Origin of the sequence: Actinosynnema mirum DSM 43827 (assembly GCF_000023245.1) — a bacterium.
In the GTDB taxonomy this organism is placed as follows: domain Bacteria; phylum Actinomycetota; class Actinomycetes; order Mycobacteriales; family Pseudonocardiaceae; genus Actinosynnema; species Actinosynnema mirum.
This window is the reverse complement of the sequence record NC_013093.1, coordinates 4,814,786-4,840,044: the sequence shown is the minus strand read 5'-3', so window position 1 is coordinate 4,840,044 and position 25,259 is coordinate 4,814,786. Positions and strand designations below refer to the sequence as shown.

Annotated in this window: 21 protein-coding genes and 1 pseudogene; 12 read left to right on the top strand and 10 right to left on the bottom strand. The window is 74.2% G+C overall.

What is annotated here, in order from left to right; all coding sequences use genetic code 11:
• Positions 1-77 precede the first annotated feature (77 nt).
• Positions 78-1,109, bottom strand: a complete 1,032-nt coding sequence (locus AMIR_RS20515; protein ID WP_240438592.1) for an enediyne biosynthesis protein — start codon at positions 1,107-1,109, stop codon at positions 78-80.
• A gap of 67 nt (positions 1,110-1,176) precedes the next feature.
• Positions 1,177-3,144 carry a CRTAC1 family protein gene (locus AMIR_RS20510; protein WP_015802859.1) on the bottom strand — a complete coding sequence of 656 codons (1,968 nt, stop codon included), beginning with the start codon at positions 3,142-3,144 and terminating at the stop codon, positions 1,177-1,179.
• Positions 3,145-3,551: 407 nt separating this feature from the next.
• On the opposite strand from AMIR_RS20510, the gene AMIR_RS20505 reads away from it, so the two are divergent.
• From AMIR_RS20505 to AMIR_RS20470, 8 genes are all read left to right on the top strand, one after another.
• Positions 3,552-4,382 (top strand): p-hydroxycinnamoyl CoA hydratase/lyase, encoded by an 831-nt coding sequence (locus tag AMIR_RS20505; protein ID WP_015802858.1) that lies wholly within the window; start codon positions 3,552-3,554, stop codon positions 4,380-4,382.
• A complete protein-coding gene (locus AMIR_RS20500) occupies positions 4,379-5,932 on the top strand; it encodes an AMP-binding protein (RefSeq protein ID WP_015802857.1) in 1,554 nt (517 codons plus the stop codon). Before AMIR_RS20505 ends, AMIR_RS20500 begins: the two co-directional genes overlap by 4 nt.
• A 31-nt stretch (positions 5,933-5,963) precedes the next feature.
• A complete protein-coding gene (locus AMIR_RS20495) occupies positions 5,964-6,662 on the top strand; it encodes a DUF899 domain-containing protein (protein ID WP_015802856.1) in 699 nt (232 codons plus the stop codon).
• Positions 6,663-6,782: 120 nt separating this feature from the next.
• Positions 6,783-7,529, top strand: a complete 747-nt coding sequence (locus AMIR_RS20490) for an SDR family oxidoreductase (RefSeq protein WP_015802855.1) — start codon at positions 6,783-6,785, stop codon at positions 7,527-7,529.
• Positions 7,530-7,867: 338 nt separating this feature from the next.
• The gene (locus tag AMIR_RS20485) at positions 7,868-9,808 is read left to right on the top strand and encodes an ASPIC/UnbV domain-containing protein (protein ID WP_245554528.1); all 1,941 of its coding nucleotides are present in this window, start codon (positions 7,868-7,870) and stop codon (positions 9,806-9,808) included.
• The gene (locus tag AMIR_RS20480; protein ID WP_015802853.1) at positions 9,805-10,839 is read left to right on the top strand and encodes a hypothetical protein; all 1,035 of its coding nucleotides are present in this window, start codon (positions 9,805-9,807) and stop codon (positions 10,837-10,839) included. The genes AMIR_RS20485 and AMIR_RS20480 overlap by 4 nt, the downstream gene beginning before the upstream one ends.
• Positions 10,836-12,134, top strand: coding sequence for an ACP S-malonyltransferase (locus tag AMIR_RS20475; RefSeq protein ID WP_015802852.1), 1,299 nt, complete (start codon positions 10,836-10,838; stop codon positions 12,132-12,134). The genes AMIR_RS20480 and AMIR_RS20475 overlap by 4 nt, the downstream gene beginning before the upstream one ends.
• Positions 12,131-12,655, top strand: coding sequence for a flavin reductase family protein (locus AMIR_RS20470; RefSeq protein ID WP_015802851.1), 525 nt, complete (start codon positions 12,131-12,133; stop codon positions 12,653-12,655). Before AMIR_RS20475 ends, AMIR_RS20470 begins: the two co-directional genes overlap by 4 nt.
• Positions 12,656-12,701: 46 nt before the next feature.
• Here AMIR_RS20470 and AMIR_RS20465 read toward each other — a convergent pair whose 3' ends face one another.
• On the bottom strand, positions 12,702-13,271 hold the full coding sequence (locus AMIR_RS20465) for a TetR/AcrR family transcriptional regulator (RefSeq protein WP_015802850.1): 570 nt from the start codon (positions 13,269-13,271) through the stop codon (positions 12,702-12,704).
• An 85-nt stretch (positions 13,272-13,356) separates the two neighbouring features.
• Here AMIR_RS20465 and AMIR_RS20460 point away from each other — a divergent pair, with 85 nt between their 5' ends.
• A complete protein-coding gene (locus AMIR_RS20460; protein ID WP_015802849.1) occupies positions 13,357-14,310 on the top strand; it encodes a zinc-binding dehydrogenase in 954 nt (317 codons plus the stop codon).
• A gap of 111 nt (positions 14,311-14,421) precedes the next feature.
• Positions 14,422-14,652, top strand: a pseudogene (locus tag AMIR_RS42105) (AfsR/SARP family transcriptional regulator); the annotation flags it as partial.
• A gap of 530 nt (positions 14,653-15,182) precedes the next feature.
• Here AMIR_RS42105 and AMIR_RS20455 read toward each other — a convergent pair.
• Positions 15,183-15,881, bottom strand: coding sequence for a TetR/AcrR family transcriptional regulator (locus tag AMIR_RS20455; protein WP_015802848.1), 699 nt, complete (start codon positions 15,879-15,881; stop codon positions 15,183-15,185).
• A 411-nt stretch (positions 15,882-16,292) separates the two neighbouring features.
• Here AMIR_RS20455 and AMIR_RS20450 point away from each other — a divergent pair, with 411 nt between their 5' ends.
• Positions 16,293-17,045, top strand: coding sequence for a helix-turn-helix transcriptional regulator (locus AMIR_RS20450; RefSeq protein ID WP_015802847.1), 753 nt, complete (start codon positions 16,293-16,295; stop codon positions 17,043-17,045).
• 88 nt (positions 17,046-17,133) lie between these two features.
• Here AMIR_RS20450 and AMIR_RS20445 read toward each other — a convergent pair whose 3' ends face one another.
• Genes AMIR_RS20445 through AMIR_RS20435 form a run of 3 tightly spaced genes read right to left on the bottom strand, consistent with a single transcriptional unit; the run spans position 17,134 to position 20,536 of the window.
• Positions 17,134-18,162: a carboxymuconolactone decarboxylase family protein gene (locus AMIR_RS20445; protein ID WP_015802846.1), complete on the bottom strand. Its 1,029-nt coding sequence runs from the start codon at positions 18,160-18,162 to the stop codon at positions 17,134-17,136.
• 32 nt (positions 18,163-18,194) lie between these two features.
• Positions 18,195-19,553 carry a cytochrome P450 gene (locus tag AMIR_RS20440; protein WP_015802845.1) on the bottom strand — a complete coding sequence of 453 codons (1,359 nt, stop codon included), beginning with the start codon at positions 19,551-19,553 and terminating at the stop codon, positions 18,195-18,197.
• Positions 19,550-20,536, bottom strand: coding sequence for a DUF1702 family protein (locus tag AMIR_RS20435; protein WP_015802844.1), 987 nt, complete (start codon positions 20,534-20,536; stop codon positions 19,550-19,552). The genes AMIR_RS20440 and AMIR_RS20435 overlap by 4 nt, the downstream gene beginning before the upstream one ends.
• Positions 20,537-20,752: 216 nt before the next feature.
• Here AMIR_RS20435 and AMIR_RS42835 point away from each other — a divergent pair, with 216 nt between their 5' ends.
• Complete coding sequence (locus AMIR_RS42835; protein WP_015802843.1) at positions 20,753-22,300, top strand: GMC family oxidoreductase; 1,548 nt, start codon at positions 20,753-20,755, stop codon at positions 22,298-22,300.
• 105 nt (positions 22,301-22,405) lie between these two features.
• On the opposite strand, the gene AMIR_RS20425 is transcribed toward AMIR_RS42835, so the two are convergent.
• The 3 genes from AMIR_RS20425 to AMIR_RS20415 are packed head-to-tail and all read right to left on the bottom strand — an operon-like array spanning position 22,406 to position 25,240.
• Entirely contained in the window at positions 22,406-23,284 is an 879-nt protein-coding gene (locus tag AMIR_RS20425) for an SDR family NAD(P)-dependent oxidoreductase (RefSeq protein WP_015802842.1), read from the bottom strand.
• Complete coding sequence (locus tag AMIR_RS20420) at positions 23,281-23,916, bottom strand: carboxymuconolactone decarboxylase family protein (protein ID WP_015802841.1); 636 nt, start codon at positions 23,914-23,916, stop codon at positions 23,281-23,283. The genes AMIR_RS20425 and AMIR_RS20420 overlap by 4 nt, the downstream gene beginning before the upstream one ends.
• Positions 23,917-23,923: 7 nt before the next feature.
• Positions 23,924-25,240, bottom strand: coding sequence for an ABC1 kinase family protein (locus AMIR_RS20415; RefSeq protein ID WP_015802840.1), 1,317 nt, complete (start codon positions 25,238-25,240; stop codon positions 23,924-23,926).
• Positions 25,241-25,259 lie beyond the last annotated feature (19 nt).

Below are 25,259 nucleotides of genomic sequence, written 5' to 3'. Positions count from 1 at the left end.
CGCGTGGACGGCCGGAACCGCGCGCGGGAGCGCCGCCCTCCCCCGCGCGGGGAAGGGCGGCGCTCCCGTCGCTCAGCTCACCCCGCGGCCACCCGCGCCCCGCCCGGCAGGCCGTTCGGCGCGCCGTCCAGCACCGGGTCCGCCGCCGGGCCCACCGCCGCCGCCCGCTCGGCCGCGACCCGCGCCGCGGTCTGCTCGCGCGAGCGGTCCACGAAGTGCAGCGCCCACAGGAAACCGCCGCGCACCAGGCACACGATCGCGGTGGCGAAGAAGATCCCGTACGGGATGCTCATGCCCATCAGCACCCCGTACACCAGCGCCACCCCGCCGCCGAACGCCACCTGCGAGGCCGGTCGCGACGGCGAGGTGCCGGGGTCGGTCACCATGTAGTTGGTGAACAGGACGAACGCCACCCCGGTCATCATCCCCAGCCCCGACGGGATCGACACGTCCAGCAGCACCCCGCGCACCACCGCCTGCACCGCGAACCCCAGCAGCCAGGCCATGATCAGCCACATCCGCCCGGTCAGCGCCCCGTTCAGCATCGACCCGGCCACCAGGATGATCAGCGGGATCAGCCAGTCCCAGAACGTGCCCACGTGCTCGGTGAAGTGGTACGGCGGGGCGGTCGACGCCCACGGGAACACCAGCAGGATCACCGTGATCCCGAAGTTCGACGGGTTCATGAAGTGCCGCAGCCGCCCGCGCACCGGGGCGCGCAGCACCCACTTCGCGCCGACCGCCACCACCACGCCGAACACCATCACCCAGACCCGGTCGTTGACGTAGGTCAGCATGTTCACCGCGAGGCTGGTGATGTGCGCGGGCAGCAGGAACTCCACCAGCCCGCGCGCGCCGCCGCCCGCGAACCTCGGCGCCCTGCCCTCCTGCCACGCCGACACCGCCTCCAGCAGCAGCTCCACCGCGTAGCCGGTGAGCACCGCGATGAACGGCCACAACCACGGCTGCTCGAACCCGAGCACGGTGTAGCCGAGCGCGTTGAACACGCTGATCGAGATCGCGAACCGCTTGAGCGCGGTGATCACCTTCGGGTCGTGCCTCGGCCCGGCCCCGTTCACCCCGGTCCCGCCGCCCGCGGTCCCGTTCACCGCAGCCCCACCGCCCGCAGTCCCGTTCACCGCAGGTCCCCTCCCCGCCGCTGTCGTGCCCGCCACGTCACTCGCCCTCCTCGACCCGCTCGCCCAGCCGCAGGTCGTGCCAGCCCGGCTCCAGCGACAGCTCCTGCTCGTGCGCCTGCCCGGTCCGATCGCGCCAGGAGATCCGCGCGCGCACCGCCCGGTCGTCCTCGCCCAGTCCGAAGTGGACCTCGTGCCCGCGCTTGCCGGAGTGCCCGCTGCCGCCGTCCACCCGGTTCACCAGCACCCGGCCCGACGCCGTCGTCACCTCCACCTGCGCGCCGATCACCGGCGAGCCCGCGCCGGGGAAACCGCTTTCCGGCCGCTGCCCCTCGTGGGTCAGCCGCAGCCCCAGGAAGTTCCCGGCCCGCTGCGAGGTGTTGCGGTAGAACACCGGGTCCTCCCACTGCCGGGACACCGCCATGTCGAGCCTGCCGTCCCCGTCCACGTCCCCGGTCGCGATGCCCCGCGTGGGCACCGGGACGTCCAGGCCCAGCTCGTGCGACAGGTCGCTGAAGAACCCCTCGTCGCCGGTGCGGGCGAAGAACGCGAACCGCTGGTGCCCGCCCACGTCGTCACCGGGCCCCACCGCCGGCCACCACAGCGGGTTCGCCAGCAGCGCGTCGTTCGCGGTCGCCAGCTCCTGCAGCTGCGGCCAGCGGTTCACCTGCCCCTTCACGAACCCGGTGGCCTGCGCGATCTCCAGGCCGCCGCTGTTGTCGAAGTCCGCGAGCTTGACGTCCCAGCCCCAACCGGACCAGGCCACGTGCAGCGGCGCGCTCTCGTCCTCCCACACCGCCCGCCCGGCGCCCAGCTCGCGGGCCACCTCGGACCGGTCGCCGGTGGTGCTCAGGAACGCGAAGTGCGACTCCTCGATGCCGAACGAGGTGGTGATGTTGCTGACGTACATGTCGTACACGCCGTCGCCGTTGAGGTCGCCGAAGTCCACGCCCATGCCCTTGAACGAGTCCTGGCCGACGTTCTTCGACTTCGGCTCCAGCGGCCCGCGCGAGCCCTCGGCGATCCGGAACCGGATCGCGCCCGGCGTGGACTCGTTGTGCAGCAGGCGGTCCGGGCCGAAGTCGTGCGCCAGGTACAGCTCGGGCAGCAGGTCGCCGTCCAGGTCGTTGGAACCGGACGCCAGAGCCCAGCCGCGCGAGGCCTCGTCCGGGATCACGCCCTCGGCGAACTCGAAGCTCGCGGTCGGCCGGTCGCCCGCGCTGCCGCCGGTCCAGCGCAGCACGTGGTCCTCGCCGCCGTTGAGGGCGCTGGACATGGAGGCGTTCATCTCCACGCCGGTGCTCTGCGCCGGGTCCAGCACCGGTCCGTCGGGGAAGTAGTTGCCGATGTGGACGTCGTCGTGGCCGTCGCCGTCGAAGTCCGCGACCGTCGCCGAGTTCGAGTTCCAGCGCGGGCCGTCGTAGGTCCCGGAGCCGTTGCCGGGCACCAGTTCCACCGGCTCGTACGCCTCCTGCGCGAGAGCGGTGGCGTCCGCCCTGGCCAGGTGCAGGACCGGCGTGCGGCCCCACAGGTACACCAGCAGGTCGACGCGGCCGTCCTCGTTGAAGTCGCCGGGCACGCAGCCCATCGGCGCCATCACGTCGTCGACCGGCAGCGACCCCGTGGACAGGGCGAACGGCTCGTAGCGGGGCGCCTGGCCCGCCACGGGGGCGGGGGAGACGACGACCTGGTCGGTGCGCACGTCCACGTAGCACAGGTCGTTGGACAACCCGTCGCCGTCCAGGTCGTTCAGCGCCACCGCCGAGCCGACCGAGGAGATCCACGCGCTGATGTGCGCGTAGCGCTGGTTCACCGGGCGGATCGAGCGCTGGGTGAACCCGCCGGGCAGGGCGATCGAGGCCGGGGCGAACCCGAAGCGGGAGGCGAGGTCCCGCCGCTCCTGCGCGGACACCTCCGGAGACCGGGCCGCGGTGAACGAGGCCGCGACGAGCACCAGCGCCAGCGCGCCGGGCAGTTGCCCGCGCAGCCATCGGGCTGTGGAGGACACGGGGGTGGCTCCTTCCGGGGACGGGGTTGCCGCGACGCCCGCGCGGCCGGGGTGCGCGCGGGACCCGCGCGGGATCGCCACGGGGGCGTCGGCGGGTTTCCGGGCGGGCGAACGGAAAAAGCGTCGCAGAGCCGATAGCGGCGGGGCTACTCCGGACTTGCTCACCCATTCGATCACCGCCCGAACACCACTCCCGTCACGACTCCGATCACGGGTTCGACAACCGCACTGCTTGCGTTCTGAAATCGGTCGCCGCCGTTGTCGCCGCGTTGTCGGGGTCCCCTGGACAACACGCGCGCGTGGAGCCGGGAACCGCTCGCCAGGAAAGGCAATCGGCGAGAAGTGCTGGCCATGCGGGTCGTGTGATCCTCGTGCCGCGGGTCGTCCCCACCAGGAAGAGGTCAGGCATGATCACGCTGGAAACCGTGAACGTCGAGATCGACGGGCCCAGGGCCACGATTTACCTGAACCGCCCGGACAAGAAGAACGCCATGAACCCCCAGATGCACGGGGACATGAACCGGGCGCTGGACGCCATCGAGGAAGCGGGCACCGTCAAAGCCGTCGTCGTCACCGGCAACGGCGACAGCTTCAGCTCGGGAATGGACCTGGAGGAGTGCTTCCTGCGCCCGTTCGACGACCCGCAGCTGTTCCACCGCACCAACCTGGTCGCGCTGACCTGGTTCAAGCGCCTCAAGGCGTTCCCGGCGGTGACCATCGCCAAGGTCAACGGCTTCGCCTTCGGCGGCGGGTTCCTGGTGACCGGGCTGTGCGACCTCGCCGTGGCCTCGGAGACCGCGCTGATCGGCCTCTCCGAGATCAACTTCGGGATCTTCCCGGCGGGCGGCGCGACCTGGGCCGCGACCCACAACCTGGCCCGCAAGCAGGCCCTGTACTACATCCTCACCGGTGAGGCGATGACCGGCAAGGACGCCGAGCGGCACGGGCTGGTCAACCGCGCGGTGCCCGCCGACCAGCTGGACGCGGCCACCGACGAGCTGGTCGGCAAGATCGTCAAGAAGAACCCGATCACGCTCCAGCTCGCCAAGCAGGTCTACGAGGGCACCACGCGGCTCGACCTGCCCGCCGCCATCGACTACGACCAGGCCAAGCTGTGGGAGCTGTCCCGCCTGAGCGGCAACGAGTGGATCAACGTCGCGCTGCGCCAGTTCGAGAAGCGCAGCTACCAGCCCGGCCTGAGCACCTACGAGCGCGGCGAGAAGGACGCCGTCCGATGATCTTCAGCGGACCGCCGGTGGAGATCCCCGGCGTGAACCTCGCCGAGTTCGTGCTGCGCCGCGCCGACGCCTACGGCGACACCCCCGCGGTGGTCGACGTCTCGGGCGGCGGGCAGTGCACGTACGCCGAGCTCGCCGCGACCGCGCGCGGGTGCGCGGCCGGGTTGCGCGCCAGGGGCTTCGGGCCCGGCGACGTGCTCGCGGTGCTCGCCCCCAACTGCCCCGAGTACCCCGCGATCGCCCACGCGGCGACCGGCGCGGGCGGGGCCGTGGTGGTGCTCAACCCCCTGGACACCGAGCGGGACCTGGCCGCGCGGCTCACCGAGTCCGGGGCCCGGCTGCTGGTCGTCGCGCCCGCCGACCTGGAGCGGGCGACGGCGCTGGCGGCGGAGGTGGGCGTCGAGGAGGTGCTCACCACCACCCCCGCGCCCGGCGCCCGGCCGTTCACCGCGCTCGCCGAAGACGCCGCGACCGGCGGTCCGGTCAGGGCGCTCGACCCGGCTCGGGACCCGGCCGCGCTGCTGCACTCCAGCGGCAGCACCGGCCACCCCAAGACCGTGGTGCTCACCCACCGCAACCTGGTCGCCAAGGCGCTGCTCACCAGCATGGTCGCCCCGATCGAACCGGGCGAGGTGGTGCTGGCCGTCCCGCCGTTCCACCACGCGTTCGGCCTCACCATGATGATGAACGCGACCCTGCTGCAGGGCGGCACCCTGGTGACCATGCCCCGGTTCGACCCCGAGGGGTTCCTGCGCGCGGTCCAGGACCACCGGGTCACCCGGCTCTACGTCGTGCCCACCATGGCCGTGCTGCTGGCCAGGAGCCCCCTGGTCGAGGAGTACGACCTGTCCTCGCTGCGCTCCATCGTCTCCGGCGGGGCCGCGCTCGACCCGGAGATCGCGCGGCTGGTGCGCGCGCGGATCGGCTGCCGCATCGCGCAGGGCTACGGGCTCACCGAGTCGATGGTCTCGTTCATGCAGTCCGACCACCCCGCCACCGAGTCCTCGGTCGGCACGCCCGCGCCGGGCGTCGAGTGCCGCGTGGTCGACACGGGCACCGGCGAGGAGCTGAACGCCGAGGAGACCGGCGAGGTGCTGATCCGGGGCCCGCAGGTGATGCGCGGCTACCTGGCCGCCGGGACGACCGACACCGCCGCCACCGCCGAGGTGCTGGGCCCGGACGGGTTCCTGCGCACCGGCGACCTCGGCTACGTCGGCTCCGACGGCGAGCTGGTGCTCGTCGACCGCATCAAGGAGCTGATCAAGTACAAGGGGCAGCAGGTGTCCCCGGTCGAGCTGGAGTCCGTGCTGCTCAAGCACCCCGGCGTCGCCGACGCCGCGGTGGTGGGCGTGCCGGACGAGGAGGCCAGCGAGATCCCCAAGGGGTTCGTGGTCGCCAAGGGGGCCACGACCGCCGAGGAGCTGATGGCGTACGTGGCCGAGCGCGTCGCCCCCTACAAGAAGATCCGCCGGATCGAGTTCGTCGACCGCATCCCGCGCACCCCGGTGGGCAAGGTCGAGCGCCGCGCGCTCCGCGACCGCGCCGCGTGACCCGGACCGGCCGACCCGAGGAGGAGAGCAGATGAGCAGTCCGCAGGTCGTCACCAGGGCGGAGTGGTTGCAGGCCCGCAAGGTCCTGCTGGAGAAGGAGAAGGAGGTCACCAGGGCGCGTGACGAGATCGCCGCCCAGCGCCGCGAGTTGCCGATGGTGCTGGTGGAGAAGGACTACCGGTTCCAAGGGCCGGACGGCGAGCTGGGCCTGCTGGAGATGTTCGAGGGCCGCCGCCAGCTCGTGGTCCGCCACTACATGTACAGCCCCGGCGCGCAGGAGGGCTGCATCGGCTGCTCCATGCAGGCCGACAGCGTCGGCGAGCTGGCCCACATGTGGGCGCGCGACACCACGTTCGCCATGGTCTCCCGCGCCCCGTACCCGGACTTCCAGCCGTTCAAGGCGCGCATGGGCTGGACCATGCCCTGGTACTCCTCGTTCGGCAGCGACTTCAACTACGACTACGAGGTCTCCACCGAGCAGGGCGAGTCGCCGGGGGTGAGCGCCTTCTACCGCGAGGGCGACCAGGTCTTCCACACCTACTCGGTGTTCGACCGGGGCGGGGAGATCTTCAAGAACTTCTACAACTACCTGGACATCACCCACCTCGGGCGCCGCGAGGACGAGCTGGAGCACCCGTGGGACTGGTGGCGGTTCAAGGACCGCTACGAGGCCGCCGAGGCGTCCGGGCCCGGCGAGAACTGGTGGAACAACACCAGGTTCAAGGGCTGACGGCCACGCGGCCACCCGCGCCCCCGCCCCCGCGCCACCGCCTCGGCGCCTCAGCGCCACCGCCCCCGCGCCACGGCACCCCCATCAGGACACCCGCACCACGACCGGGAGGGCACCACCATGAGCGACTTGTCCGGCAGGACCACGATCGTCGTCGGCGCCAGCCGGGGCCTGGGGAGGGGGATCGCCACCGCGCTGGCGGGCGCGGGTTCCTCGGTGGTCGCGGTCGCCCGCACCGCCGTCGAGCACGCCGCGCCCGCCTCGGGCGCGGGGGAGATCCGCGCCGAGGTCGTGGACGCGGCCGACGGCAAGTCCGCGCGCGAGCTGATCGGCCGCCACGAGCCGCACGCGCTCGTGCTGGTCGCGGGAGCCGTCCCGGTCATGCGACCGCTGCAGGAGCAGGACTGGGAGAGCTTCTCGGTCACCTGGGAGACCGACGTCCGCATCACCTTCGACTGGGTGCGCGAGGCGCTGACCGCCCCGCTGCGGCCCGGCGGGCGGGTGGTGGTGGTCAGCAGCGGCGCTGCCCTCAACGCGGACGGGTCCCCGCTCAGCGGCGGCTACGCGGGCGCCAAGGCCATGCAGCGCTTCCTCACCGGCTACGCCCAGGGCGAGGCGGACCGCGCGGGGCTGGACCTGTCGTTCACCGCCGTGCTGCCCCGGTTCGCCCCCGAGACGGGGGTGGGCTCGGCCGCCGTCGCGGCGTACGCGCAGCGCGCGGGCGCGCCCGTCAAGGCGTTCCTGGAGCACCACAAGCCGCTGCTCACGCCGGAGATCGCCGGACGGGCCGCGGTGGGGCTGCTGAGCGCCGACAGCGTTTCCCCGGCCTACCTGCTCAGCGGCGCGGGACTGCGCGAGCTGCGCTGAGAGCGCCCTGGGCGCAGGGGGCGGGACCGGAGAGCGCTCCGGTCCCGCCCCCTTTTTTCCTTTCCGGGCAACGAAACCGCTATCGCATTCCCGGAGAAACCTCGCAGCACTCCGGGAGAAGCACCCCGCCCAGCCCGCTCCCATACTGGATCGGAGCTGTTCCACAGCGCAGGCCGCCAGTCCGGGAGCACTGATCCGGTGGTGAACCCGCCGGTCCCGGCGCGCGGCCCATTCCACTCACTCATCCACTCGAGCCGGGCGGGAGGCGACTCCCGGTGGCGTGCGGCGGGGAGATCATGGCTGATTTTGCTGAGCGAACGCGGAAACTGGTTCCGGGCGTGGTGACCGTCCTCGTCGGCGCGTCCCTGCTGGCGGTCGGGCACAACGCCGTCGCGGTTCCCGGAGCGCACGACATCGCCGTGCAGTACGGGTTCCGGGAGCTGCCCATCGAGCTGCCACCCGGCTACGAGGACCGGCCGATGAAGGACGTGCGGGAGGTGAACCCGGAGTTCCACCGCATCCGCAGCTGGATCTCCTCGGTCGGCGCGGGCATCGCCCTCAACGACCTCACCGGCCACGGGCGCGCGAACTCGCTGTGCATCGTGGACCCGCGCACCGACGAGGTGATCGTGACCCCGGCGCCGACCGCGCCCGAGGAGGACCGGTTCGCGCCGTTCCTGCTCGACCCCGCGCCGCTGCCGGTGGGCCGCGCGATGGCCCCGACCGGCTGCACGCCGGGCGACTTCAACGCGGACGGCCGCGCGGACCTGCTGGTGAGCTACTGGGGGCGCACCCCGGTGCTGTACCTGGCCAAGGAGAGCGCGGAGCGCGTCGAACTCGCCTCCTACCGGCCGACCGAGCTGGTCCCGCAGGTCACGCAGGACGGCGACTACCACGGGCCCAAGTGGCACACCAACGCCGTCACGGTCGGCGACCTGGCGGGCAACGGCCGCCCGGACATCATCATCGGCAACTACTTCCCCGACTCCGACGTGCTGGACCCGCAGGGCCAGAACAACGTCTCCATGAACGACTCGCTGTCCAGGGCCCTCAACGGCGGCGGCAACCACGTGCTGCGCTGGCGCTCCGGCTCGGCGGGCGAGGAGCCCGAGGTCAGCTACGTGCAGGAGGACGCGGCGATCCCGCACCTGGCGGCCAACGGCTGGACCCTCGGGCTCAGCAACGCCGACATGACCGGCGACGGCCTGCCCGAGGTGTACATCGCCAACGACTTCGGCCACGACTTCATGCTGCACAACACCTCCACGCCCGACCGCATCCGGTTCGCCCCGGTCCTCGGCACCCGCACCCCGACCACGCCCAAGTCGTTCGTGCTGGGCAAGGACTCGTTCAAGGGCATGGGCGTGGACTTCGCGGACGTGGACCGCAACGGCAGCTTCGACATGGCCGTCAGCAACATCACCACCGCCTGGGGCCTGGAGGAGAGCCACTTCCTGTGGGTCAACGACGCGGCCGAGCCGAAGGCGCAGGCCGAGGCGATGGGCGGCGGCAAGGCGCTGTTCACCCAGCGCGGCCAGGAGCTGGCCACCGCGTGGTCCGGCTGGGGCTGGGACATCAAGATGGGCGACTTCGCCAACACCGGCAACCTGGACGTCGTCCAGACAACCGGGTTCGTCAAGGGCGACACCGACCGCTGGCCGTGGTTGCAGGAGCTGGCCATGTCCAACGAGATGCTGGTGTCCAACCCGGTCATGTGGCCCACCCTGCAGCCCGGCGACGACATCTCCGGCCACGAGGCTCCCGCGTTCTTCGCCAGGGGCCGCCACGAGGAGCAGTTCGTCAACATCACCGGCGAGCTGGGCCTCGGCGTGCACCACCCGAGCCGGGGCATCGCCATGGGCGACAGCACCCGCAGCGGCGCGCTCGACCTGGCCATCGCCCGCCAGTGGGGCCCGCCCTCCTTCTACGCCAACACCGCGCCCGACCGGGGCGGCTACCTGACGCTGCACCTGTACCGCCCGGTGGACCGGCCGAACACCGGCCTCACCGGACCGGGCAGCCCCGCCTACGGGGCCACCGTCACCGCCCGCACCCCCGACGGCAGGCAGCAGGTCTCGCAGCTCGACGGCGGCAGCGGCCACGGCGGCAAGCGCAGCTTCGACGTCCACTTCGGGTTCGGCGACTACACCGGCCCGGTCGAGCTGACGCTGTGCTGGCGCGACCTCGACGGGCGGCTGCACGAGCAGACCACGACGGTCGACCAGGGCGACCGCACCCTCTACCTGACCAGCACCGCACAGGAGGTCCCGGTCCGATGACCGCCACCGCCCCCACCACCGACCGGGCAGGCGACGGCCAGGCCCCCGCGCCGACCATCCCCGCCCCGACACCGCCCAAGCTCGACCCGCGCTACGTGGCGCTGCGCAACTTCGCGCTGTCCATCAGCGTCTTCAACGTCTTCGGGTACACGCTGCTCGGCTTCGAGCAGCCCTGGCTGTGGCCGTTCGCCGCGGTCCTGGCCGGGTACACCACCGAGATCGTGCTGGAGGTGATCAGCGCGTGGGCCTACAAGCGCGCCCCCCGGTTCGGCGGGCGCGGGATGCGCGGGGTGTACGAGTTCCTGCTGCCCGCGCACATCACCAGCCTCGCGGTGAACATGCTGCTGTACGCCAACAACCAGCTGTGGCCGATCCTGTTCGGCGTGTTCTGCGGCGTCGCCGCCAAGCACGTGCTCCAGGCGCCGATCGCGGGCCGGATGCGGCACTACATGAACCCGTCGAACTTCGGGATCACGCTGGCGCTGCTGTTCTTCGGCTCGTGGATCAGCATCGCGCCGCCGTACGAGTTCACCGAGGAGGCGAACTACTACTGGCGGGTCATGATCCCGATCATCATCGCCACGGCGGGCACGGTCATCAACGGGCTGCTCACCAAGCGGGTGCCGCTGATCGTCGGCTGGATGGGCGGGTTCGCCATCCAGGCGTTCGTGCGGCACTGGATCTGGGACGTGTCGCTGTACAACGCGCTCGGGGTGATGACCGGGGTGGCGTTCGTGCTGTTCACCAACTACATGATCACCGACCCCGGCACCACGCCGACCAAGCCCGTCAACCAGTTCATGTTCGGCAGCGGGGTGGCGTTCGTCTACGGCATCCTGATGCTGTTCAACGTCGTCTACACGCTGTTCTTCGCCACCGCCATCGTGTGCCTGCTGCGCGGGCTGTGGTGGTGGGGCGTCCACCTGCGGACCGGCCGGTCCGCCGGGGGCGGCGCGACCGGCCCCGCCACGGGGGAGGGCGCGCCGGGGAAGAGCGCTGCCGGGCAAGGGGTTCCGGGGGTGGCGCGATGAGCGCCGGGGACGCGGAGCTGCTGCTGCTCGACGCGGCCGGGTTCGGCGAGCTGCGCGACCGGGTGGCCGGGTTGGCCGGGCCGCCCAGCGGGAGCGAGCTCTCGGAGCCGGGGCAGGACCTCGAAGCCGAGCTGACCGGTGGCGCGCAGGCGACGGGATCGTTGGCCGCGCTGGCGGCCGAGCTCGCGGGATCACGTGGGGGCGGGCCGGTGCGGGCCGCGGTCGTCGCCACCGACGCGGTGGGCGCGCGGCGGGCGTTCCGGGTGCTGGTCGAGCTGCTGGACGCGGGCGTCACCAAGGCTTTCCTGCCCGACGACGGCGTGTTCCTCGGGCGCGCCACCACCCCGCCCCGGATCGCCTACCTGTTCCCGGCGCAGGGCGGGAAGGTGGTGGGCGGCGCGGTGTGGCGGCGCTACCCGGAGGCCGCCGAGGTGCTGCGGGCCGCGCGACTGGCGGACGGGGCCGACGCGGAGCAGCCGCGCGTGGTCGCCGGGTCGTTGGCCGCGGCGCGGCTGCTGGGGATGGCCGGGGTCGACGCGCACGTCGCGGTCGGCCACAGCCTCGGCGAGTTCACCGCGCTGAGCTGGGCCGGGTGCCTTGACCCGCGTGCGCTCCTGGACCTGGTCGGCGAGCGCGCCCGCGTGATGACGTCGGCCTCGGCGGGCGGTGGCGCGATGGCGGTGCTGGGAACGGGCGCCGACACCGCCGCCGCGCTCGCGGTGGCCGAGGACGTCGGCGTCGCGGGTGACCACGCGCCCGACGAGACCGTGGTGGCCGGGCCCGCCGACGCGGTGGACCGGGTGTGCGAGGCCGCGCGCGGGCGCGGGTTCCGCGTGCACCGGCTGCGCGTCCCGCACGCCTTCCACACGGCGCACGTCAGCGGCGCGGCGGAGGCGATGGGTGAGGCGCTGGGCCGGGTCCGGATCACCGCCCCCGAGCGGGAGGTCGTCTCGACCGTCACCGGCCGCCCGGTCGGCGCGGACGACGACCCGGAAGCCCTGCTGCGCGAGCAGGTGCGCCGACCGGTGCTGTTCCGGCAGGCGGTGGCGCGCGCGCTGCGGGACGTGGACCTGGCGGTCGAGGTCGGGCCGGGCCGGGTGCTCGCGGGACTGGCGGCGCGCGTCGTCCCGGACGTGCCGGTGCTGGCCACCGACACCAGCAGCCCGGACGGGGCGCCGCTGCTCGCCGTCCTCGGCGCGGCGCACGCGCTGGGCGCCGAGGTGGACCTGAAACCGCTGCTGCCCAGGGAAGAGGTCCCGCACTGCTGCGCCGGGCACGCGGGGGCGGGGGAATGAGCGCCCGGGGGGTCGGTCCCGCGACGCCGCTGGTCTCCCGGCCCGCGCTGCGGGAGGTGATGCGCGGGTTCGCCACCGGCGTCACCGTGCTCACCACGGCGGGCCGCAGCACGCACGGGATGACCGCGAACGCCTTCTCGTCCGTGTCGCTCACCCCGCCGCTGGTGCTGTGCTGCGTGGCGCGCACGGCGCTGATGCACGCGGCCATCGTGGAGGAGGGCGAGTTCGCGGTCTCGGTGCTCGCGCAGGCGCAGGAGCACGTGGCCCGCTACTTCGCCGACCGCGCCAGGCCGCAGGGGGCCGCCCAGTTCGACGGGGTCGGCTGGCGGCCCGGTGAGCGCACCGGGGCGCCGCTGCTGGCGGGCGCGCTGGCGTGGCTGGAGTGCCGGGTGGCGCACGCCTACGACGGCGGCGACCACACGGTGTTCGTGGGCGAGGTGCTCAGCGCCGCCTGCGCCGCCGACGACGGCGACCCGCTGGTGTTCTTCGGCGGTCGCTACCGGAAGCTGGGCGCGAGCTGACGGCGCACGGGCGCCCGCGCGGGGGAGGACCTCGCGCGGGCGCCCGTCAGCGCGCCCGGAGCGCGTCGAGCGCGAGCGCGGCGAACCGGCGCGCGTCGGCGCCCCCGGCCTCGGGACCGCCCGCCGCCAGGCCACGACCGGCCCGCAGGAGCAGCACCAGGTCGTCCACGCCCACGTCGGGCCGCAGCCGCCCGGCCGCCTGCGCCCGGCGGGCCAGGTCGGCGAGCATCCGGTGCAGCGCGCGCCGCTGCGCGGTGATCGCCTCGCCGGTCTCCTCGTCCGGGGCGAAGGAGACGACGAAACCGAGGTTCCGGGTGGTGAGCAGGATCAGCTCCCGCAGCGCCGAGACCAGCCCCTCCCACGGGTCCTCGACGGCGCAGGCCTCCACGACGATCCGCTCGCAGTCCGCCATCTCCAGGCTGAACGCCGCCTCCACGAGCGCCTGCTTGGTGGGGAACCGGCGGTACAGGGTCGCCGGGCCCACCCCGGCCGCGCGGGCGATCTCCCGGACCCCCACGGCCAGGCCGCGCTCGGCGAACAGGGCGCGCGCGGTGGCCAGGACGCGGTCGCGGTTGTCCAGCGCGTCCGAGCGCAGGTGAGGCATCCCAGGGGCCATCTGTCCCACTTCCGGTCCGGCGGACGGGGGCGTCCGTAGCGTCCAGCAGGGTACGGCTGGCTGCGAGGACGAGGAGGGACCGGCGGTGCGAGCGGTGACCGTGGGCGGATTCGGCGGACCCGAGGTGCTGGTGGTGGGGGAGGTCCCGGACCCGGTGCCCGGCTCGGGTCGGGTGCTGGTGCGGACCGAGGCGATCGGGGTGGGCGGGGTGGACGCCGTGCTGCGGCGCGGCACGCTGGGCCTGGACTTCCCGGCCGGGCTGCCGCTGGGCAGCGAGGTCGCCGGGACGGTGACCGCCGTGGGCGCCGGGGTCGATCCGGGGTGGGTCGGGCGGCGGGTGTGGGCGTTCACCGGCACGGGCGGCGGGTACGCGGAGCAGGCCGCTGTCCCGCTGGACGACGTCGCGGAGCTGCCCGACGGCCTGTCGGCCGTCGACGCGGTCACCCTGGGCAGCTCCGCCACCGTGGCGCACTTCGCCCTGGCGCACGGGCGCCTCGCGAGCGGTGAGCGGGTGCTGGTGCGGGGCGCGTCCGGGAGCATCGGCATCGCCGCCGTGGAGCTGGCCGCCGCGGGTGGGGCCTCGGTGGTCGCGGTGACCACCTCCTCGCCCGAGCGCGGCGCCCGGCTGCGGGAGCACGGCGCGACCCACGTGCTGGACCGGGCCGGGAGGGGCGACGGGGCCGGGGAGTTCGACGTCGTCGTGGACGTGGTCGGGGGCGCGGACCTGCCGGGGTTCCTGGACCTGCTGGCCCCCGGCGGGAGGTGGGTGCTCGCGGGCGCCGTCGCGGGGTTCCCGCCCGCGGACTTCGGGGCGGCGCTGATGCGGGGGTTCCAGCGCTCGCGGTCGTTCGCCACGTTCAGCCTGGCGACCGTGCCGGTGGCCGAGCGCAACCGGGTCCGGGCGCGGCTCCTGGCGGGCGCGGTCACGGGCGAGGTGACCCCGGTCGTGCACACCACGCTGCCGCTCGCCGAGGCCGCCCAGGCGCACCGGTTGATGGACGAGGGCGGGGTCTTCGGGCGGATCGTGCTGCTGCCCTAGGGGATCGCCCCCGAGCGCCCTGATCCGGTCGCCCACGCCCCCGCAGCCGCGCGCGGCGAAAACCGGAGCGGGTCCCGGCGCGAACCCGATAATCCGGACAGGGGACGGGGCGTGGGAGAGGCGCTGACGCGGATTCGCCTGTTGGGGCCCGTGGTGGTCGGGACAGCCGGTCGGGAGGCCGTGCCGGGCGGGCCCAAGGCCACTGCGCTGCTCGCGGCGCTGGTCCGGCAGGGTGGGCGCGTCGTGGCCACCGAGCGCCTGGTCGACCTGCTCTGGGACGACGGACCACCGGTCTCGGCCACCGCGCTCGTGCACACCCACGTCTCCCAGCTCCGCCGGGGCCTGACCTCGGTGGGGCTGGGCGGCGCCCTGCGCACGCGCGCCCCCGGCTACCAGCCGCGCACCGAGCCCGGTGACCACGACGTGGACGTGTTCGCCGCCGAGCACGAGTGGGCGCGGCGGGCCGAGGCCGCCGTCGACGAGCTGCGCGTGCTGGTCGCTGAACGCCCGCTGCGGGAGGGCAGCCGGGCGCTGCTCATGCGGGCGCCGGCCGTGCCCGCCGAGCACCTCCACGATCCCGGCCCGGCTGCTGACCGCTTTGCGGGTGCCGGTGGAGGACCTGCCGCCCGCACTGGACGACCTGGTCGTCCGCTGCCAGCGCGCCCACCCAAGGCGGCGGCTGGTGCTGGACAACGCCCGCACTGGCCGCCCGCCGGGTCCGCTGCCGGTTCCATGACCTGGTGCAGCTCTTCGGCGCGGAATTCGCCCCGCGCGGACGGCAGCTCGGACCTGCTGATCAACGAGTGCCGAGCGCAACCACCGAGCGCAACCGCCGAGCGCGGGCGCCGATCACATCCGTCCACAGTGGAGCGTCAAGCGCCCACGTCCTCGTCGGCCGCGACGTCCCCGTCCCGCGCCGCCTCCACCTCGGCCCGCCGCCTGCGCTCGGCCCGCGCCACCGAACGCCCGGCCGACGCCGCGTCGTCCCCGGCCCCGGCGACCAGGCCGCACAGCAGCGCCGCGTAGCAGCGCTCCGCGTCCACCGGCGGGATCAGGTAGCCGCCCAGCTCCAGGTTCACCAGGCCGTGCGTGGCGATCCACATCTCGTGCGCTATCAGCGCCGGGTCGCCCTCGCGGAAGCGCCCCGCCGCGATGCACCTGGTCACCCGCTCGACGGCGGTCAGCAGGGTGTACCGGCCGTACTGGCGGTCCTCCTCGGTGAGCGAGAAGCCCGCCAGCGACTGGCCGCCGAACATCACCGCGTACAGGTGCGAGTTGGCCTTCGCGTTGTGCCGGTAGGCGTGCCCGAGCACCAGCACGTCCGCCACCGGGTCGTCGGTGTGCCTGACCCGGCCGAACTGCCGCTCCAGCCGGGCGAAGCCCTCGTGCGCCATGGCGCGCACCAGGCCGCTCATGCCGCCGAAGTAGGTGTACACGGCCATGGTGGAGGTGCCCGCCTCGGCGGCGATGCGGCGGGTGGACAGGGCCTGCGCGCCGTGCTCGGCCAGCAGCCGCCCCGCGATGTCGACCAGCGCCGTGCGCGTCTCGGGTGCGAGCTTTCGCGGACTCACCCGGCCAGTGTCACACAGCCCGGACGCCGTCCCCCGCCCCCGCGGGCGACCGGGCGCCGGGCCTGCGCCAGTCCGAAGCGGCGATCGGGACGTCACCGGACCGGCGGAAAGCGTTGTCGGGGAAAGGGGAAGCCGAGGAGAAGAGTCCACGGTGGACTAAACGCGCCCGCCGGAGGCCCCGGTTCGACCGCGGGCGCAGCCGGACGGACCAACCGGGTACCCGCTGTGCGGCACACGCGTATTGCAGAGTGCGGTGCTGCCGCGCGGAGGCTTCCCCCCGGCGTTCCCGCTGCTAGCGTTCCTGGCGAAGGACCGGTGGCCGCTCGCGGCCACCGGGACGGAACCACCCCCCGCGTCCCGGACCCGGTCCACCGACTGGCCGCCGCTTCGCCGAGCGGGATGGAGGCTGCTGTGCAGGACGCCGTAGAGCGCGCGATCGACACGATGTGGACCCGGTACCACGAGCCCTTGTCGCTGGCCGACATGGCGACCCCCGCGATACTCAGCAAGTTCTACTTCTCCAGGGTCTTCCGAGGGCTCACCGGCACCTCGCCGGGGCGCTTCCTGACCGCCATCCGGCTCAGCCGCGCCAAGCAGCTGCTGCTGGAGACCCGGCTCAGCGTCACCGAGATCTCCTACTCGGTCGGCTACAACAGCCTCGGCACGTTCACCAGCCGGTTCACCCGCAGTGTCGGCGTCTCGCCCGCCCGCTACCGGGCGCTGTCCGCCGAGGGCCTGCTGTCGCTGTCCGCGCTGCCCAGGGCCCAGGTCGGCCCGACCACCGGCGCGGTGCGCGGCTGGGTGGACGTGCCGGAGGGCGGGCGGCCGGTGCGGGTGTACGTCGCCGCGTTCGCCGACCCGATCGCCCAGGGCGTGCCGCGCGCCTGCGACACCAGCGACGGCTCCGGGCCCTACCGGTTCGACGCGCTGCCCGAGGGCGTCTGGTACCTGCGGGCCGCCGTGGTCGCGCTGGACGACCCCGAGCCCCGGCCGTGGCGGCAGGGCCCGGCGCTGGTCGCCGCCGCCGACCGGGTCGAGGTCGCGGCGGGCCGCACCACCGAGGTCGACCTGTCGACCAGGCCCACCAGCGCGCTGGACCTGCCGATCCTGCTGGCCCTGCCCGAGCTGGACAGCGCCGGGCTGGCCGTGGCCACCGGCTCCTGACGCCGCGGACCCGGAACGTCGTGGACCCGCAACGCGACGGACCCGGAACGCCACGGGGGCGCTCCGGGTCCGCGGGGTTCAGCAGTGCTCAGGGCAGCGGGGCCCAGGAGCCGATCCGGCGCGCGGCGGCCATGCTCGCCCACGCGGTCAACTCCACCAGCGCCCGGTCCTCCCGGTCCACCTCGCGGAACGCGGCCACCGCGGCGTCGTCCACCTGGTAGGCGGCCAGCGCGGTCAGCAGAGCCAGCCGGCCCGCCGCGCGCTCGGGCGCGGGCAGCCCGGCCACCGCCTCCTCGGCCCACGCCCGGCTCACCCCCGGCGCCCGCCCGTCCCAGCCCGCCAGCCGCTCCAGCACCAGCTCCCGCGCGCCCACCGGCACCGACCGCCGCCCCGCCGCGTCCAGCGCACCGGCCGCCCGCGCGAACGCCTGCCCCAGCACCGGGTCCGCGCCCGCCCAGGCCAGGTCGGCGGGCAGGTCGGCCTCGGGCAGCAGGTCCAGCGACGCGCCCCGCATCGGCCCGCTCCGCCCGGCCGCCTGGATCAACCGCACCAGCACCCGCCGCACCACCACCATCGACGCGGCGGGGGCGCCCGGCGGCAGCGGCAGCGCGCCCAGGAACAGGTTCACCATCCGGTTCAGGTGGTGCAGCACCACGGCCGTGCCCAGCACCTCGGGCGCCTGCTCGGCCGGGAACGGCGCGGGCGCGGTCGACCCGGCGAACGCGGCGGCGCCCGCCCACTCGGCCGCCGCCGAGGCCGCGCCACCGGGGTTCCCGCGCACCACCAGGTCGTCGAGCACCGACGAGTGCATGGTCACGCAGAACGGGCACCGGTTGGCCTCGGACACCGCCGTCGACACCGCCTCCTTCACCACCCTCGGCGCCCGGCCCGGCACCAGCAGCGTCTCCCGCAGCACCAGCCACACGGCCGCGAGCACGTCCGGCGCGGGGGAGTGCAGCGCGACCGGCGGGGCGAGCACCCCGAAGTCGCGCTCCAGCTCCCGGTACACCCTGGCCACCCGCCCGTCCGCCGCGCCGTGCCGCACCGGCCGCACCCGCCGCACCTGCGCCGTGGACAGCCCGCGCAGCCCCGCCGAGACCACACCCCGCAACACCATCGACCCCTCCACCGGTAACCAGGGGCGCGCGGTCACCGGACCGGCCGCACCCGCATCGGCAGCCCGCCGCGCACCCGCAGCGTCAGCATGGGCTCCGCGCGCACCCGGTGGCCGGGCGCGGTGCTCAGCCGCAGCTCCCTGGCCACGCACGCGGTCACGATCGTCGCCTCCAGCACCCCGAGCGCGCTGCCCACGCACACCCTGGGACCCGCGCCGAACGGCAGGTAGGCGTAGCGGGGCCTGCCCGCCGCCCGCGCCGGGTCGAACCGCTCGGGGTCGAACCGGTCCGGGTCCTCCCACAGGCCGGGGTGCCGGTGCAGGGTGTACGGGCAGATCAGCACGTCCGCGCCCGCGGGCACCGGGTAGCCGCCGATCTCGTCGGCCTCCCGCGCCTGCCTGGGCAGCAGCCACACCGCCGGGTACAGCCGCATGACCTCCTGCAGCACCATGCCGGTGTACCGCAGCCGGTGCACGTCCTCGAACGTCGGCACCCGGTCGCCCAGCACCTCCACGGCCTCGGCGTGCACCCGCTCCCACACCTCGGGGTGCCGGTCCAGCAGGTGGAAGGTCCAGCTGAGCGTGCTCGCGGTCGTCTCGTGCCCGGCCAGCAGCAGCGTCACCAGCTCGTCGCGCATCCGCAGCCGCCCTGCCCTCGGGTCGGCCTCGCCGCGCACCGACTCGACCAGCCGCGTCAGCACGTCGTCCCCGTCCGGGCCGGGGATCGCGGCGCGCTCGGCGGCCAGCCGCGCCACCACCTGCTCCAGGTCGGCGCGCGCCCGCCGGAACCGCAGCTGCCGGGGCAGCGGCAGCCACGTCGGCAGCGCGCTGAGCGTCATCATCTCGAACATCGCCTGGTCCTGGACCGCCTCGAACGAGGCGCCCACCGAGTCGAACGCGCCCAGGTCCGCGTCCAGCAGCGACCGGCCCAGCACGGCCAGCGTCAACCCGGTCATCTCCGCGCTCACGTCCACCGGCCCGTCCCCGGCCCGCGCGCGCAGCCGCGCCACCAGCCGCACCGCCTCCTGGGCGATCGCGTCCGCCTTGCCGTTGACCCGGCGGGCCTGGAACCCCGGCCCGATGGTGCGGCGCTGCGCCTTCCACTTCTCGCCCTCGCTGGTGAGCAGCCCGTCGCCGAGCGCGCGCCTGGCGTGCACCAGGCCGATGCCCTTGCGGTAGTTGGCGGCGTGGTCGGCGAGCACGTGCTTGGCGTGGTCGGGGTGGTTGAAGAAGTGCAGCGACTTCGGCCCCAGCCGCAGCCGCACGGCGTCGCCGTAGCGGGCGGCCACCGAGGTCATCACCTCCAGCCGGTCCCGCGCCATCCTGGCCAGCAGCGCCGGGGCCTGCCGCGCGGGCGGGCCGGGGAACTCGCGCACCGGCCGCACGGCGGTCACGCCGACACCCCCGCGCCGAACGCCGAGGCGATCCGCTGCCGCCACACCTCGTAGGCGGGCACGCCGGGCCGCTCGGGCAGCTCCGCCACCGGGCCCGGCCGGGTGCGGTCGCACAGCTCCTTGGCCTCGCGCGGGGTGATCCCGCAGAACACCCCGGTGGCGACCGAGGTGTGCGGCACCTCCAGCCCGGCGTCCACGCGGGCGGTCGCGGCGAACGCGCTGCCCTGCGCCAGCTGCGGCGCCCAGTCCCCGGCGCGCGCGGCGAACTCCCGCAGCTCCGCCTCGTCGCCGCCGCCCGCGTAGGTCGCGGCCAGTCCCGCGCCCGCGTACAGGTCGCCGCGCCGCGACTCGGCGAACGAGTCGATCAGGTCGGCCACCACGGTCGGGTCGGCGCCGCCGACGAACCACGACGCCCGGCCGATGCCCTGGTCGATCACGTGGTCGGCGTACCAGGACAGCGGTCCGCCGGGCCACGGGAACCGCGCCTCCCGGTACCGCTCGCGCACGTACCGCTCGGTGTGGAAGTACGCCTGGTGGAACCCGTAGCCGTCCAGCGCCAGCCAGCGCAGCAGCGGGTCGTCCAGCGCCAGCCGCGACCACAGCGCGCGCGGCACCCGCGCCATCGCCCAGCCCGCGCCCACGTACACCATGTACGCGTGCGGCGCGCCCGCCCCGCTCAGGAACCGGGCGTTGCGCCCGCGCCTGCCCAGCGGCAGCGCGTCCCGGATCGCGAACGCCATGCCCGCGCCCTCGTACGCGAAACCCCGGTACGGCGCGGGAATCCCGTCCAGCGGCGCGGTCGCGTCCTCCGGGGCGCGGGCCTGCGCGGCGTGCCCGAACCCCGCCAGGAAGCTGCCTCCCACGGTCTCCAGCAGCTCCCGCGCGGCCGGGTCCTTGTCGTGGAACCCGCGCACCGAGAGCCGCGTCTCGGACACGTCGGGGGTCAGGACTCGGCGCCGGAGCGCGCCCAGCGTGCTGCTCATCGATCGCTCCCCTCGCCCGGCCGCTCAGGCGCGGCTGACGGATCACCCGATCGTCACCGCGCGGCCCGACCAGCGCCTACTTCCAGCGTGCGAAGTGCTCCACGGGCAGCGGGGAGCGCGGGCAACGCGCGAGTAGCAGCGCCGATCGGCGCGGTGCGACTCTCGGCTCCCGGCGGGTGCGACCCGTGCCCGCACCCACTAGCCCAGAGGGATCACATGACGGCCCACTACAACGACATCATCGTCGGAGCGGGATCGGCCGGTTCGGTGCTCGCGGCCAGGCTCAGCGAGGACCCGGCCAGGCGGGTGCTGCTGCTGGAGGGCGGACCGGACCACGCCCGGCCGGACGAGCTGCCCGAGGAGGTGTTCCACGGCAGGTCCATGTCCTTCACCGGGCAGGACTGGGGCTTCCGCGCCGACGTGCACGACGGCCGCCGCATCCGCTACCCGCGCGGCAAGCTCACCGGCGGCTCCTCCGCGGTCGGCGCGACGGTCGGGCTGCGCGGCGTGCCCGCCGACTACGACGACTGGGCGGCGGCGGGCAACCCCGCCTGGTCCTACGAGGGGGTGCTGCCCTACTTCCGCAGGCTGGAGAGCGACGGGGACTACGGCGAGAGCGAGTTCCACGGCGGCTCCGGCCCGATCCCGATCCGGCGCTGGAGCGCGGACGAGCTGCCGATCGGGCAGACCGCGTTCACCCAGTCCTGCCTGGAGCACGGGTTCGCCGAGGTCGCCGACCACAACCACCCGGAGGCCACCGGCGTCGGCTCCATCCCGTCCACCCGGCACGACCGGGACCGCAGGGCCACCACCGCCAGCACCTACCTGGCGCTGACCAGGGGCAGGGCCAACCTGGAGCTGGCGCCCGGCCTGCTGGTCGACCGGGTGGTGTTCGACGGGCAGCGGGCGGTCGGCGTGCTGGTCGGCGCGCCCGGCGCGGAACCGGAGCTGGTGCGCGGCGACCGGGTGCTGCTGGCGGCGGGCGCGATCGGCACGCCCGCGATCCTGCTGCGCTCGGGCGTCGGACCCGCCGAGGACCTGCGGCGGCTGGGCGTGGACGTGCGCGCCGACCTGCCGGGCGTGGGCGCGAACCTGGTCGACCACCAGCGCACCGGCGCGTTCCTGGTGCCCGAACCGGGCTCGGTGGACCGCACCGAGGCGTTCCTGCAGCAGATCCTGCGCACCACCTCACCGGTCACCGGCGACTTCAACGACCTCCAGTACTACATGGTCAACCACTTCGGCCTCGGCCCGTTCCCGGAGCTGCAGATGCTCGCGGGCACCACCGAGATCCTGGGCGTGATGGTCGTGGCGCAGCGCCCCGGCTCGCGCGGCCGGGTCGCCGTCGACTCCACCGACCCGCGCGCGGCCCCGGTGATCCGGTTGAACTTCCTGGACGACGAGCGCGAGCTGGACGTGCTCGTGGACGGGGTGCGCACCGCGTGGCGGCTGGCGCACCACCCGGACGTCCTCAAGCTGGGGCAGGGCTTCGTGGTGCTGCGCGACGCGATGATCGACAACGACGACATGGTGCGGCAGTACGTCAAGACCAGCCTGGAGAGCGCTTACCACCCGACCGGCACGGTCCGCATGGGACCGGCGTCCGACCCGTCGACCGCGGTGGACGAGCGGGGCGCGGTGCACGGGCTGGAGGCGCTGCACGTGTGCGACGCCTCGATCATGCCGAACACCGTGCGCGCCAACACCAACCTCACCTCCATCATGATCGGCGAGCGGATGGCCGACTGGCTGCGCGCCGGCTGAGCCGCGCGCGGGCCGTCGCCGTCCCGGGGCGGAGAAACCGCTGCCCCGCGAGCGAAAGCGGCTCCGGACCCGTGCGGGGGTCCGGAGCCGCTGCGCGTCACCGGGTCACGGCTGCGGGAAGAACCGCTTCACGAACACCTCCCACGCCCGGTCGCCGAAGATCGCCCGCTGCGGTCCCAGCAGCCGCACCGGAATCCCCACCCGGTACCGGATGCGCGGCTTGCGGTCGGTGATCGCCCGCTCCACGACCTTCGCCACCTGCCCCGAGCGCACCGACGTGCGCCCGCGCCCGGTCGGGTGCTCGACCTCCCGGTAGGCGCCGTGCCAGTCCACGAACCGCTGCCAGAAGTCCGCGTACAGGTCGCTGTCCGAGGACGACGCCGACAGGCCCAGGTCGCCCACGGTGGTCGGCACGAACGAGCCCAGGATCGGCGACGGCTCGATCACCGCCACCTTGATGTCCCACGGCGCCACCTCCAGCCGCAGCGAGTCGCTGATGGCCTCCAGCGCGTGCTTGGTCGCCTGGTAGTAGCCGCGGCCGGGGGTGGCGAACAGCCCGAAGATCGAGGACATCATCACGATCCGCCCCGACCGCTGCTCCCGCATCCCCGGCAGCACCAGCTGCGTCATCCTGGCCAGCCCGAAGAAGTTCGTCTCGAACTGCCTGCGCACCTGCTCCACCGGCGTCTCGCCGATCGTGCCGTTGAGGCTGTAGGCGGCGTTGTTCACCAGCACCCCGACGGCGCCGTGGTCCTCGGTGACCCGCTTGACCGCCGCCGCCATCGACGCCTCGTCCGTCACGTCCACGCGCAGCGTCGTGATGCCCTCGGCGGCCAGGTCCTCCAGGCCCTCCAGGTCCCGGCCGGTCGCGTACACCGGGTGCCCGGCGCGGTGCAGCCGCAGCGCCGTGGCCCGGCCCGTCCCGGAGGACAGCCCGCCGCTCGAGTTGACCCCGGTGATCAGAACCGCCCGCGACGGGCTCACCGGTCACCGCCGCCCGGCGCGGCCTGCTGGGACACCGGCTGCTGCGACACCGGCTGCTGGGACACCCGGCTGGCCGCGACCGAGTAGCCCAGGCCCAGCCCGTCGACCATGCGCGTGATGAAGTTGAACATCGACGCGGTGAAGAACGCCTCCAGCAGCTCCTCCCGGCTCCACCCCGCCTCGCCCGCGACCCGCCAGTCCTCCTCGGTGATCTTGTACGCCTCGCGGCTGACCTTGGTCACCAGTCGCAGCAGCACCCTCGTGCGCTCGTCCACCGGCAGCTCGTCCACGCCGGACGCCGTCTCCACCGCCTTCGCGGTCTCCTCCGGCCCGCCGAACGCCCGGAAGAAGAAGTTGTGCGTGCCCACGCAGTACGGGCACTGGTTCACCTTCGACGTCCACGCCGAGATCAGCTCGCGGGTCTGCCTGGGCAGCACCCCGCCCAGGTACATGCCCTTGTAACCGGCGACCACCGCCTCCAGCAGGTCCGGCCGGGACGAGGTCAGCCGGAACATGTCGGGCACGAACGGCAGCCCGGTGGCCTGCTTGATCTCGGCGTACAGCTCGGCGACGCGGCCGGTGGCCTGCGCCTCCTCCACCATCGGGACTCGGACCTCGGTCGTTGCGTCCATTCTCGACTCACCTCTCAGCGGTGGAACCGGGGATACGGGGGGTGTTGCGGCGGCGCAGGACCGGGACCGCCTCGGCCTGGAAGTCGACCTCGGCGTCGAAGCCCCTCACCATGCCCTCCACGACCAGCAGCGACAGCAGCGGGAACGCGAACTCCGGGGCCGGGAACAGCCCGAACCGCCGCTGCAGGTCGAACAGCCTGCCCGCGAACCGGGCCAGGTCGAACTCGCCGGACAGCGCGCCGGAGCTCTCGGCGACCAGCTCGCGCAGCCCCGACCGGAAGCCCTCCAGGTCGCAGTCGTCGGCCACGTGCGCGGCGCTGTCCACGACGATCTGGGCGCACATCCAGCCGTCGCCCATCGCCATGTTGATGAAGAAGTCGGAGAACGACCGGCGCACCGCGTCGGGCAGCCGGATCACGAACCCCGCGTCCAGCACGACCAGCCCGGCGTCGCGGTCGAAGTACAGGTTGCCGGGGTGCAGGTCGCAGTGCACCACGCCGTCCACGAACAGCATCTCGTAGATCGCCGCCAGCACCGCCCGCACCACCGCGCGCCGGGTCGCCGCGTCCAGGTCGCCCGGCTCGAACCGGGTCAGCCCGTCCACGTACTCCATGACCACGATCTCCGGCGTGCACAGCCCTGGCAGCGGCTCGGGCACGTGGACGTTCCCGAACGCGGCCAGGTTCGCGCGCAACCGGGCCAGCGACTCGGCCTCCGCGGTGAAGTCGAGCTGCCGCAGGATCGCGCCACCGACCTGCTGGTGCATCAGCGCGAACGGCATCCGCCGCAGCGCGGGCAGCCTGGCGGCCAGCGCCATCGCGGCGGAGGTGAGCGCGAAGTCCTGGCGCATCACCCGCGCGATGCCGGGTCGGCGCACCTTCACCGCCACGTCGCGGCCGTCCAGCGTGGTGGCGCGGTGGACGGTCGCGATGCTGCCGCACGCCACCGGCTCCCACCCGAACCCGGCGAACGGCCACTCCCGGTCCCGGTAGGCGCGCCGCACGGCCCGCCGCACCCGCCAGGCGCGCGGCGGTCGCGCGGCGTCGGTGAGCGTGGACAGCGGGCCGGTGACCGCGTCGGGCAGCAGGTCGCGGCGGGTGCTGAGCAGCTGGCCGATCTTGATGTAGGACGGGCCGAGCGCGGTCAGCAGCCGCACCCACCGCCCGCCGTCGCGCAGCGCCACCCCGCCGGGCGATCCGCGCAACCGCGCCAGCAGCGCCGCGCCCGCGAGCGCGGCGGCGTGGCCGAGGACCACCACGCCCACGCGGGCGCCGCGCAGCGCCAGACCGGGCAGTCGGACCAGGCGGCGTGCGGTGTTCGGCACGAGCGCCCCCTTCCGTCGT

What these genes read in the sequence shown, in the direction of transcription:
- AMIR_RS20435 (WP_015802844.1), bottom strand. Translation starts at nt 20,536, where the DNA reads ATGAGCAGCACGCTGGGCGCGCTCCGGCGCCGAGTCCTGACCCCCGAC.
- AMIR_RS20480 (WP_015802853.1), top strand. Translation starts at nt 9,805, where the DNA reads ATGACCGCCACCGCCCCCACCACCGACCGGGCAGGCGACGGCCAGGCC.
- AMIR_RS20420 (WP_015802841.1), bottom strand. Translation starts at nt 23,916, where the DNA reads ATGGACGCAACGACCGAGGTCCGAGTCCCGATGGTGGAGGAGGCGCAG.
- AMIR_RS20465 (WP_015802850.1), bottom strand. Translation starts at nt 13,271, where the DNA reads ATGGCCCCTGGGATGCCTCACCTGCGCTCGGACGCGCTGGACAACCGC.
- AMIR_RS20500 (WP_015802857.1), top strand. Translation starts at nt 4,379, where the DNA reads ATGATCTTCAGCGGACCGCCGGTGGAGATCCCCGGCGTGAACCTCGCC.
- AMIR_RS42835 (WP_015802843.1), top strand. Translation starts at nt 20,753, where the DNA reads ATGACGGCCCACTACAACGACATCATCGTCGGAGCGGGATCGGCCGGT.
- AMIR_RS20445 (WP_015802846.1), bottom strand. Translation starts at nt 18,162, where the DNA reads ATGGTGTTGCGGGGTGTGGTCTCGGCGGGGCTGCGCGGGCTGTCCACG.
- AMIR_RS20505 (WP_015802858.1), top strand. Translation starts at nt 3,552, where the DNA reads ATGATCACGCTGGAAACCGTGAACGTCGAGATCGACGGGCCCAGGGCC.
- AMIR_RS20470 (WP_015802851.1), top strand. Translation starts at nt 12,131, where the DNA reads ATGAGCGCCCGGGGGGTCGGTCCCGCGACGCCGCTGGTCTCCCGGCCC.
- AMIR_RS20495 (WP_015802856.1), top strand. Translation starts at nt 5,964, where the DNA reads ATGAGCAGTCCGCAGGTCGTCACCAGGGCGGAGTGGTTGCAGGCCCGC.
- AMIR_RS20490 (WP_015802855.1), top strand. Translation starts at nt 6,783, where the DNA reads ATGAGCGACTTGTCCGGCAGGACCACGATCGTCGTCGGCGCCAGCCGG.
- AMIR_RS20475 (WP_015802852.1), top strand. Translation starts at nt 10,836, where the DNA reads ATGAGCGCCGGGGACGCGGAGCTGCTGCTGCTCGACGCGGCCGGGTTC.